Below are 10,520 nucleotides of genomic sequence, written 5' to 3' on the forward strand. Positions count from 1 at the left end.
CAATTAAATATATCATTATCTACTATCCCACAACTAGCTAATCAATAACAAATTATGCCATTAGTTTATTAGAAGAATATATTTTTGGAATCTACTATCATTTACTCTTTATAATAAAAACACGAAGAAAGCTCACTTTCCTTTCTTCGTGTTTTGGTTATTTAATTAGCTTATTGCTTAATGGATTTCTTCGACACTTAAATGTGTTTTCAATGAGGATTTAATTGTTTCCATTTCGGTTTCATCGGGGATATAGTAGTAAATCCCGTCAATCATGGTCCCTTGTCCATTGTTCATATAGAGCTGTTCGATGGAGTTAAAGCTTTCTTGGTATCCTTTTTGAATCGTTCTTAATTCATCAAAGGAAGCATTCAGTCTTACATTATCCTCAAGTGTGGCGAAGATTGATTTGTAATTGAGGGCTGTATCGACACTTACGGCAGATTGTGAAATGGCTTGAATGACTTTTTTCTGGCGGTTTTGGCGTCCAAAGTCACCATCTGGATCTTCATAGCGCATCCGTACATACCCTAACGCTTCTTCACCATTTAAAGTAATCATTCCTACTGGAAATTCAGTGCCAGCAGCTGCAAACTCCAAATCATTTTGGATGGTAATCCCACCAACGATATCGACAATATCTTTAAAGCTTTCCATGTTCACCTGTACGACATAGTCAATTGGAATTTCGAGCAGGTTCTCAACCGTTTGACGAGACATTTCAATGCCACCAAAGGCATAGGCATGGTTGATTTTATCTGTCGTATCATGACCTACAATTTCTGTTCGAGTATCTCGCGGGATACTTAGCATTTTCGTATCCTTTGTTTCAGGGTTAATCGTCAAGACAATCATCGTATCGGAACGACCAACGTCCCCTTCTCGTTCGTCAACACCTAGCATTAAGATCGAAATCGGTTCTTTTTTTTCGATACTGACAACTTCTTCTCTTAGTTCAGATTTCTCAATTTCTTCATATAAAACTTCAACTGTGTTTTTTGTATCAGTGTATAGTTTTGCAGCTATCCCAACGGTTGCTAAAACCAAAAGGCTGACGATTATGCCACCCCACATTACAAATTTGCGTTTTTTTGATGACCGTTTGCTCTCTTTAATATTCGTGGTGCTTGTATTCATTATTGACCACCTCTTGTTTAAGCGAGTGTTTGTTTATTTAAATGATTAACAGGACTATATGATTACATAAAACATCATTTTGTGATACACCGATCATCGGCTATTGGTGCAATAATGGAATCATATGTCCTATTTATATATGAAAAAAGTCTCCCAACGAGACTTTTTAAACGATATTTTTTAAAAGTAATCTATAAAAGTAGGATTACCAACCGGCAAAATGTCTTCCAATACCGCGATGGTTTCTCCTTTTCCTTTTAAACGTTCAATTTGATCGAGGTATTTGGGACGTTTGTAGCCTAGCAGCATGGTGGCCAACGTTTGAATGGTCATTTGCACAGTCAGGTCATCCTCTTCCACTGTCTCCAACTTCGTAATTGTCACTTTCCAATCCGTCGATTGAATGTCATAGATTCCGTTATTCCAGTCAACCAGCCGATCTGTCACTTTAAAACGAACGTGGAAATTCGGTTCATCAAATGGATAGGTTTGTAAAAATTTCTCCACATCCACAATACGGGCCATAAAATACGGCGAGACCTTTTGAATGATTTCGCTGTCTTCGAGCAAGAATGCAACGGGTTCGTTTCCGGCTGTTTTGCCATACGCATTATAGACCATGGATTTGTGGGCGGAAACGAAGTTCCACAAGCCTTTTCGAGCCTCTTCCTGTAAATAGACGATTTCATCAATATAAAAATTTTCTTCCATCACACGGTAAAACAAATAGCCTTGGGGCTCATCTTCTTCATCATAGTAAACAGCTGCCTGCAGTTGGACATCGGTGTCGACGAACTTTTCCTCCCAGAAGTCTTCATGGAACTTTTCATTCCAGGCAATGGTATTGCGTATCATGGCGCCATGGGTTCGGGAGGCGTATTTTTCGTAGACACTGACCAAATCCTCGTCTCGTGTGTCGACCCGACGGATCTTCCCGGATACTTCGGCATAGTTTGGGAACTGTGTGTCCTTCACCTGAAATTCCACGATATCACTCATGATTTCCCATCCTTTTTTCCGATAATAAGGAATCGAAAAAGGGAATAAATACGAAATATAACGTCCTTCTTCCCGCATGACGGCGAGCGTCTTTTTAATGAGGCTATCGATCAGCCCTTGCTTCGAGTATTCCGGGTATGTTCCAATCGCTGTGATGCCGCCCATTTCATACGTCACCCCATAGACATTCACCTGAAACGGCAAACTCAAGATTTGTGAAACTAACTGATTGCCATCAAACCAGCCCAACGCATGCCCCACATTGAACTGTCGGCTTTTCTCACTGACAAAGCGACGGTCCTTTTTCATCGACATCGACATTTGAAACACATAATTGAGCAAATCAATCGATTGCGCCATTTCCGCCATTCGAATCTCCCGCATTACTAAGCCTTTCCGTTGATTCACATCTATCACCTATTTGCATGTATTTGTACTACCAAGTATATGTATAGTGCATGGGATTTTTTCAAAAGTGCGTTAATTTCATTATAAATAGGTACATTTTTTAGAAATGCAAAGAGGAATATGCGAGTGTAGTTTCGGCTGCGGCTGTATTTGGCTAATAAAATCTAATGTTTATGGGTTTTTGTATTCTGCATAGAAATCAAGGCTTTATGCACAATTTAGTTTTTAATAAATCTTGTATATAAAGCATTTTGTTATTCAATGTAAGCGCTCGATCGTTGAAGTTATTTTAAATTCTTTTTCATCTTAGCGGAGTAGTATGGATAGACGGAGAACTTCCGCCTATCGACTCGAAAAACGTGAAAATGGAGGAATTTTCTTTGCATAGTCGGAAAGTTTCCCTTATGTATTGCTCCCATTCATTTTTCAAAACATCACCAACTTTTGGTTATCCATTTTTTGTTCATAGCGATCATTAACCTATATAACAAATGTAAAATTAAAAACTATACAGCTTTGTATTTAACATTTTAAAACATAAAAAACCGTTCAATCATTTTCTATCCTTTATGATTGCTTTTCTATTCTCGGTGCTCAATTCCTGTTTTCTTCGTAATATGCCATTACTATTAAATTCACTTTTATTTGGCTAAAAACTTCAAGACTTCTTCCTTTTTTTTCGCCTCTTTCATATCTGCCATTGCGAAATAAATGGTATTGCTTTCTACTGGTTCACGATTGTCTTCTACCATCACATGTTTAATACTGGCGCCGCTTTCTTTAATCAATTGCTGCAATTCAAAGAAACGTTCCAATTGTTCTTCTTTAAACGAAGCCGTTTCGATCGGCGTGGTAGAATATAAATTAAGCGTACGGATTTTGGAACCTGTATAACTTACTTTAAATTCTTCATTGTAACTTTCAAATCCCAGTTGTTCAATCGCTGGAATCACTTTCTCTAATTTATGCAAAGCTTTGTCGGCTTTCAATGCTTCAGGATAATCATCAATAACCGTTTCTGTCGAAGGATTCAGGGTTGCTTTGAATATAATATCCGGATGTTTTACCGGAAATACCACAAACGTAGGATGAGAAGCAATTCCCTTTTCAATTATCTCTTCTATGCCTATTTTAAATCCATATTTTTCTTTTATATACTTATCAACTTTTTGTCCATCCGTACTATCAGCAAAGTACAGGCCTATGCCTGCAACCAAGGGTAAAAGAATTATTATCGGAATAGCTTCCAAGTATTTCTTCATATGTTTCACTCCAAATAAAATTATTGATAAATAAGCTTTAACAAGACTTTTATTTAATTTCGCTCACTAATACCGCGGTATTAGGTGCAACTATGGCTTCTATTCCTTCGGCTACATAGCTAGCAAGCGGATCATCATCATCTGCGTCAATCGTATCTGAATCAAAAACAAAATTCCCGCTAGCATCTAACGAAGGTGAATAGGTAATGTTGTAGTGAAACTTAAGATCCTTTACATCGCTTGGCATATCAGGTTCCGGTATGAAATTTTCTGGAACTTCGTGTGTGACATATCTGTAGCCAAATGTGATTTTGTTATCCCCTATTTTTTTAAATAAGTCATAATTATTTATAGATGTATACATCCCATCAAAATAAGTTGTTTCCTTTTCTTTCTCAGTAAGTGGCAAATATGGTAAGACAGCTTTTGCTAACTCCGATACGCTTAGTTGATTTATTATTTTCCCTGATGAATCATAGACCATTAGTGATTCGTCCGTGATTCCACCTATTTCTTTGTATTTTGTGACCAAAAGATGGTTGTCAAAAGTTAAATAAACACTATCTTTTTGCAAATCGACGTTGAATAGATTTTCAATTTTTTCAACATCATTTTCAAGGAGATTATCTTCAAGTACATATTTCAAGTTCCCAAAGCCCAAAGGGGGAATTAGTGCGATGATGAATGTACTTAAAAACAATAAGCCGATTTTACTCCAGAGTCTAATTTTGTTACGGATAAAGATTATCGGGATACCGATGAGAAAAGCAAAAAAGAGCATTTCAAAATAGGCGAAAAAAGCTGTTAATCCCAATTCATCTTTTTCATAAGCATTTATGTATACCAATAATCCAAGTACGATGATGGAGCTAATGCGCAGCAATTGATTTTTCATTGATATTTCCTCCGCTGTTAAACTGATATTAGAATTGATATCATTATCTTTTTTTAAAATTGTAAGATAAAAATATCGTGAAGAAATTAAAGTTTTTTCGCTAATGAAAAAAACTTAATGTAAAACTGAAGGACGAAAAATCTCATTTGTAATTTCTAGTGTACTAAGGCGTATGTGGCGCGATTATTGAATAGCGATCATCTTCTTTAGCTGTAATTTTTTAGGCAATCCCAAATGTATTACCGACCTCTCTCATCATCAATCTAAAAAAATCACTTCTTAATTAATTGATGAACTCATCCACTCTACCTCCACAATCTGGCCCGATTACTGAAAAAGGTAGAACACCATTATTCATTATTTTGCTTTTGTTAAATGATAACTGTCACAAATCATTTTATAAATATCCTCCTCTGAAATGGTACCGTCTAGAATTATTGAGTTCCAATGGTTTTTATTTAGGTGATATGCTGGAACAACAGAATTATAAATTTGGCGCCATAAATCTAGTAAACCAGGTTCACACTTTACATTAATCCAAATATGTTTATCTTTCTCAAAAATCCATGCAAAAACTTTCTTGTTTCCTTTGTGTCTGATTAGCGTCCAATTTTTATCTCGAAACGGATAATCTTCATATGTATTTTCTAATTTCAAACAGTAATTAATAGCATCTTTTCTAGTTTTCATTTTTTCCTTCCCTTCCCAAAGAAATCTCCCCGGTACTTATCATCCGAAATTGTATCCTACGTGAAAGATTTAGTTCAACAATATAGCCCTATAACAGAAAAAGACACAATCCTTGTTAAAGAATGGCGCCCGATGGTTAAATAAATACATAATTATTTCCGAAGAGGCAACAATACATTGATTCAGAAAAATTGTACGAGGTGTACTGAAGATAATGAAAAAGATGCTAATCGTTTTTATACTATCCCTTGTGTCGCTCCCTTCTTTTCAACCCACAACCGTTTTATCAGCTAAAGAAACTCAAGACTCTGGAGAGCTTAGACTGCAGGATATGTTAATGAATATGCTTGCTCCATATATTGAAAAGGATTTGAATAGCTATTATTATCCTAAGATTTTAAAGGATTTATCACCCCACGTTACTCCTCGGAAAATTGCAGTGGTTGAAACAAGACGAGTAAATGGTTTCCGAGGTTTTGATTTGGAAATTACATTTGAAATTGAACCTACAGATGGTGGACACCATATTCCAGTTGGAAAAGACCGAATGACCTATAAAATCTCCTATGGTCCTGAGGTTAAATTGATAAACCACACACATCTAGAGACGTATGAATATCCACCAGACTAAATATTCATATCTGACCAATTAAATCAGACGCTCCTTATTGAAGGATGCGCCTGATTGTGGAAAATCGGTAAATAAATTTTGCTCCCGAAAGAATATACTTCTTTAGAAAAACTACCCGTTTATCGAAAAAAGTCTATCCCATTTCCTACGTTGATCACCAGTTTTAGTTGAGGCTCTTAACTTACCATAAGTACTTGTGACTAGATTCTCTTTTTAAAATCTTCTCTTAATAATTCAATAATATTATCCGATAAATCTGCTGGAAGAGACGTACCATCTTTAAAGACCCATGTATTAATTCAAGGTCTGCTTTTTTAAAAGTAATGCTATGATCTTTATTTAGGTAAGTAAAATCAATAGTCACGAATTCTACACCATCTAATTCATCATCAATAATCATATTATTTATTTCATACGGCTTCATGAATAATCATTTTCATATATGGAGTTAACTTTATATGTATCTTTATTCCCTCTTTTCAACTAATCTAGACAGATTATTTCAAAAAGAAAAGGAAGCCTTATTATTTAAGTTGTGTACCCTTTTCATGAAGAAAGACGCTTTCCTTATTCGGAAAAGCGCCGGATTGTTGAATAAGCAAAATAATGAATACTGGCTTTTATTAACATAAGCCTCCGTTAGTTCAGTTTCTTTATCAATTCAATTTCATCTCTTATTGGAATACCATCATTACCAATTAAGGGTATCTCTGGTTTTAACTTTCTTGCTTTTTGAACTGCATTAATTAGAATTTTGGACAGCATAAAACCTCGTTTTTGATAAAACCTTAATGCTAATAAATTATCGTTCGTTGTAATAAGTTTAAGGAGTCTACACTTTTTCTTGATAGCAAGACTCTCTACTTCTTGAACTAACGAGGAACCTATTCCTTTACCTTCTTCAATACTATCTAATGATATGATTTCGCATTCATTATCTTTAATTATGTAAGTAATTAAACCAATGATTTCATCTTCTTCATTTATAACAGTAAAACCATCTAATGTACTGCAATCATAAACTCCACTGGAAATAACCATTTCTGGACATCCCCAATGCAACTTAAAAAATTCAATTATTTTATGTTTCGGTAAATTCTCAATTGCGTCGATTTTCATTATAAACACCTCAATTGTTATAGAATGTTCTCCAAGTAAAATACCGCCATAGTTTAGCAATTTAGTACTTATTTTTATAATAATCTTCTGCTAAAATAGCTAGGTAATCCATATCTTCATACACATCACCTTTTAGGAATTCTAGTTTATGGCGAGCTTCCCAGTTCATTCCAGCCTTTTCCATCACTTTTCTAGAAGCTATATTTCTCACCATACAGCGACTATACACTCTGTTTAATTGAAGTTCTTGGAATCCATAATCAATTATTCTTTTACAGGCTTCAGTTGCATAACCCTTACCCCATTCTGATACGTCGATAAAATAACCTACCTCAGCATTATTGTGATTTTTAGAAATCGTAACTAACCCACAATTTCCGATATAACGACCATCCGCTTTTAAAAATACAGCAAATTCATATGCTGTTCCTTGTTCAAAGCTTTTTTGTAAATAGGATATCCAACTATCAACAACTTCACGTGGATATGGATGTGGGATCATCACCATTGTATCTGCAATTTCTTTATGTTTTACGACTTTATAAATATCATCTGCAAATTCAATTTCATAAGGCTTTAACAATAATCTTTCTGTTTCTAAAATCAATTTCTATGCCTCCTTTAAATAAAAAAGTCCTATCGAATAATCGATAAGGACAAAATATTTCGTGGTACCACCTAGATTTACAAATAGCTCATACTATTTGCCTTTGCCAGTACATGTTCATACTGCTGCGGTTGTAACGAGTGCACGCCTCGTCGTAGCCTACATATCGGTACGAACCTCAAAGGTCAATTTCAGTAAATTCATTTTACTTCATTTCCACCATCAGAAGCTCTCTTGAAAACTCCAATACTTACTCTTCCTTATCAACGCCATACATTAATACATTTTATTTTAACGAAAATTTCTATCCATTCAAGTTGTGTTTATTTATGAAATATTCCCAAAGTGCTATTTGGTAATCTTTCATAAGTCAGTTATTCAATAATATGGCCCGATTACGTAAAAAGCACTTTCCTTATTCAAGGAAAGCTCCCGATTGGTGAATAAAGGACTATCATTCAATTAAATAGGAGTAGAAATCTCTTCTATTTCACATCTTATGTGAAAAAATGTTAATAACAAAGGGTGAGTATCCGAATGACTTTTAAAATTTTCTAATCTCCTTTTACCAAGCCTTTTATCAATCAATGCTAACGATTGAACAATAATATCTTCTGAGTTCAAGGCATCTTCAATTGATAAATTAGAGTATTGAACTAAAGAATCATACACTTTGTCGACATTGAAAATATTACGTTGCTCTAAAATCATCTTAGAATAGTCAGAATCGCTCACTTTTCCAATAAGCTCTGGAAAACATTCATACAAACATTCGGGAAAAGATTTACTTGATTTATTGCGAATTTCATCCCAAAGTTTGTCATGTTCATTTAAAAAATGTGCAGATGAGGCATTAAAAATTTCTTTGTTATCTAAAGTAATCCAAATTCTTCTTTGTTCACCTAAAGATGTATTGTATCTTGTTGCATTGACTTTTAATCTCTTTGTTAATTTTCCGCAAATTAAATTCTCTATCAAGGATTTAGTTTTTGTCCATCGCATAAATTACTCCATCTTTTCAACTTATATATAATCATTATAAATCTTCTTCAACTGTCTGTCCGTTAGTTTAAGTACAATCCATCACATTCTTATCTATGCTTTAATATCTGCTTACCTTAATAAGTTACTCCACAATATGGCCCTATTGCTGAAAAGACACAATTCTACTCTTGAATTGTGCCCGATAGTTGAATTCCAAAGGATTTCTATTAGCTGGTTTAGATCAACTAATTATTTTTCTGGTTCTATAACGCTGTGTTGAACTTCTTATTATTCTTTTCCACCAAACTCTAGTATATTTAACCCCTCGGATGCTTCTGGTGCTTCAAAAAATTTAGTAACGTGAATAAACATCGCTTCCGTGTCAAAAGCTGCTCTTTCGGGTTGTTCGTTACGCCTTTGTTCAATTTGTCGTAAGCATTGATCGTTCTTTAAATTAAGGAAAATTAATTGATGGTTTGCATTGACCTCTGACGCCAAATCCAGAAACCACTTTCGCTGTTTTTGGGTGTTACCCGGAAAATCCATCACTACATCTGTACCGACACTTAAAATGTTTTGGACATGCTTTTTCATCATCGGCTTGAGCTGCGTTGAGAATTTTAGATAGTCCTCAAAGGATGTGATCTGATTGGGATAAAGAGATGAAAGCCATTCATCCTCAGATAACAGTACCGCCTGTTTTTCTTTAGCCAATTGTTCTGATTTAGTTGATTTTCCAGCCCCCATTTTTCCGCAGAAAAAGTATAGAGTCCCCAATTGCTTCATATTTTTATCCCCCCGCGCTTATTTTATTGGTTGTTGCCCCACCTTATCAAACTATAATACAACCTAGCTTAAGTATATTTCTTCAAGCTATATAAATTACCCTTTATTCACCGATGTGGCCCTATTGCTGAAAAAGGCACAATTCTACTGAATTGCGCCAGATTGAAGAGAGGGTTACTGATTTTTGCTTGTTAAACTAATTTTATATTATTATTTACAGGTACAAATAACGAAAATGATGAGTTTAAAGCCACAGTTACTTTGAATCTGTGGAAGAGGGACCGATTTGGTTCACAATCTCTTAGCTATTGCCATTTTTTTCAACCATTAGAGGAAATGCTGCTACATTATTTCAATAGTGAATACGTTCATCTCCCCGTTAATAGACATTAGTAGCCTCGTACGTAGTAAAAACAAAGGTTAAATCCCAAAATTCTTTCCTCTATTGCTTGTTTAATTGTTGAAACCATTAAGTTCAATAGACTTTTATAAAAATAATCTGAAGATGTAACAACATCATAAAATAATAAAAATGACTCAGTTGGAATAATTGTAGTTTCATAGTATGTTAAACCAAATTGTGGTCGTTCAAATGAATGGAAGTATATCTTAATCATTGATAAATCCTCAGCTAAGCTATTAATAATATCATCATAAAAAAAATCTTCTCTATATGGAAACCTCAGGTTCTTAGTCTTCTTCTTGTTTCTTTAATTTTTCCATAGTTATACTTAAATGGTCTATTCAACGATACTCCCTCAATAAACAAAGTGAAAACTCGCGTATTCTCCAATATTCTCGGTATTTTATAGAATGTAATTTTAGAGTTTAAGCTCGATACTATTATTGGAATTATCTCGTAAGGATACATTTGGATTTTTGAAGCAAAAAGACTGATAGCTCATTAGCTACAACTTACAAAAATGATGGATGAGTCAAAATATGAATGCACTGGTTGATGTCCACATTTCTCATGGAGGTTAACTCTTCCATGTCTCACAG

Annotated in this window: 11 protein-coding genes and 1 other annotated feature; of the genes, 1 reads left to right on the forward strand and 10 read right to left on the reverse strand. The window is 34.6% G+C overall.

Translation table 11 applies throughout. The annotated features are described in order from the left end of the window. Positions 1 to 177: 177 nt before the first annotated feature. The 5 genes from ACFQU5_RS04810 to ACFQU5_RS04830 all read right to left on the reverse strand — a co-directional run bounded on the left by ACFQU5_RS04810 (position 178) and on the right by ACFQU5_RS04830 (position 5,391). Positions 178 to 1,137, reverse strand: coding sequence for an LCP family glycopolymer transferase (locus ACFQU5_RS04810; RefSeq protein WP_390285295.1), 960 nt, complete (start codon positions 1,135 to 1,137; stop codon positions 178 to 180). Between the two features lie 180 nt (positions 1,138 to 1,317). Beyond that, entirely contained in the window at positions 1,318 to 2,544 is a 1,227-nt protein-coding gene (locus ACFQU5_RS04815; RefSeq protein ID WP_390285297.1) for a GNAT family N-acetyltransferase, read from the reverse strand. A gap of 641 nt (positions 2,545 to 3,185) precedes the next feature. Further along, a complete protein-coding gene (locus ACFQU5_RS04820) occupies positions 3,186 to 3,806 on the reverse strand; it encodes a hypothetical protein (RefSeq protein WP_390285299.1) in 621 nt (206 codons plus the stop codon). Between the two features lie 49 nt (positions 3,807 to 3,855). Then, the gene (locus tag ACFQU5_RS04825; RefSeq protein WP_390285301.1) at positions 3,856 to 4,701 is read right to left on the reverse strand and encodes a hypothetical protein; all 846 of its coding nucleotides are present in this window, start codon (positions 4,699 to 4,701) and stop codon (positions 3,856 to 3,858) included. A gap of 357 nt (positions 4,702 to 5,058) precedes the next feature. After that, a complete protein-coding gene (locus ACFQU5_RS04830) occupies positions 5,059 to 5,391 on the reverse strand; it encodes an MmcQ/YjbR family DNA-binding protein (RefSeq protein WP_390285303.1) in 333 nt (110 codons plus the stop codon). Between the two features lie 214 nt (positions 5,392 to 5,605). On the opposite strand from ACFQU5_RS04830, the gene ACFQU5_RS04835 reads away from it, so the two are divergent. Continuing rightward, a complete protein-coding gene (locus ACFQU5_RS04835; protein ID WP_390285305.1) occupies positions 5,606 to 6,022 on the forward strand; it encodes a DUF3888 domain-containing protein in 417 nt (138 codons plus the stop codon). 639 nt (positions 6,023 to 6,661) lie between these two features. Here the strand turns inward: ACFQU5_RS04835 and ACFQU5_RS04840 are convergent. The 5 genes from ACFQU5_RS04840 to ACFQU5_RS04860 all read right to left on the reverse strand — a co-directional run bounded on the left by ACFQU5_RS04840 (position 6,662) and on the right by ACFQU5_RS04860 (position 10,135). Beyond that, entirely contained in the window at positions 6,662 to 7,141 is a 480-nt protein-coding gene (locus ACFQU5_RS04840; protein ID WP_390285307.1) for a GNAT family N-acetyltransferase, read from the reverse strand. Between the two features lie 61 nt (positions 7,142 to 7,202). Further along, positions 7,203 to 7,748, reverse strand: a complete 546-nt coding sequence (locus tag ACFQU5_RS04845; protein ID WP_390285309.1) for a GNAT family N-acetyltransferase — start codon at positions 7,746 to 7,748, stop codon at positions 7,203 to 7,205. A 42-nt stretch (positions 7,749 to 7,790) separates the two neighbouring features. After that, positions 7,791 to 8,024: a binding site (T-box leader), on the reverse strand. Positions 8,025 to 8,210: 186 nt separating this feature from the next. Then, a complete protein-coding gene (locus ACFQU5_RS04850; RefSeq protein WP_390285311.1) occupies positions 8,211 to 8,750 on the reverse strand; it encodes an SF0329 family protein in 540 nt (179 codons plus the stop codon). A 270-nt stretch (positions 8,751 to 9,020) separates the two neighbouring features. Beyond that, positions 9,021 to 9,518 (reverse strand): P-loop nucleotide/nucleoside kinase family protein, encoded by a 498-nt coding sequence (locus tag ACFQU5_RS04855; RefSeq protein WP_390285313.1) that lies wholly within the window; start codon positions 9,516 to 9,518, stop codon positions 9,021 to 9,023. A 389-nt stretch (positions 9,519 to 9,907) separates the two neighbouring features. Next, positions 9,908 to 10,135 (reverse strand): hypothetical protein, encoded by a 228-nt coding sequence (locus tag ACFQU5_RS04860; RefSeq protein ID WP_390285316.1) that lies wholly within the window; start codon positions 10,133 to 10,135, stop codon positions 9,908 to 9,910. Positions 10,136 to 10,520: the final 385 nt, after the last annotated feature.

Origin of the sequence: Ureibacillus sp. GCM10028918 (assembly GCF_042666115.1) — a bacterium.
Classification (GTDB): Bacteria; Bacillota; Bacilli; order Bacillales_A; family Planococcaceae; genus Ureibacillus.

Coding starts and splice junctions, on each gene's coding strand:
- ACFQU5_RS04810 (WP_390285295.1), bottom strand. CDS start 1,137: ATGAATACAAGCACCACGAATATTAAAGAGAGCAAACGGTCATCAAAA.
- ACFQU5_RS04820 (WP_390285299.1), bottom strand. CDS start 3,806: ATGAAGAAATACTTGGAAGCTATTCCGATAATAATTCTTTTACCCTTG.
- ACFQU5_RS04825 (WP_390285301.1), bottom strand. CDS start 4,701: ATGAAAAATCAATTGCTGCGCATTAGCTCCATCATCGTACTTGGATTA.
- ACFQU5_RS04830 (WP_390285303.1), bottom strand. CDS start 5,391: ATGAAAACTAGAAAAGATGCTATTAATTACTGTTTGAAATTAGAAAAT.
- ACFQU5_RS04835 (WP_390285305.1), top strand. CDS start 5,606: ATGAAAAAGATGCTAATCGTTTTTATACTATCCCTTGTGTCGCTCCCT.
- ACFQU5_RS04840 (WP_390285307.1), bottom strand. CDS start 7,141: ATGAAAATCGACGCAATTGAGAATTTACCGAAACATAAAATAATTGAA.
- ACFQU5_RS04850 (WP_390285311.1), bottom strand. CDS start 8,750: ATGCGATGGACAAAAACTAAATCCTTGATAGAGAATTTAATTTGCGGA.
- ACFQU5_RS04855 (WP_390285313.1), bottom strand. CDS start 9,518: ATGAAGCAATTGGGGACTCTATACTTTTTCTGCGGAAAAATGGGGGCT.
- ACFQU5_RS04860 (WP_390285316.1), bottom strand. CDS start 10,135: ATGATTAAGATATACTTCCATTCATTTGAACGACCACAATTTGGTTTA.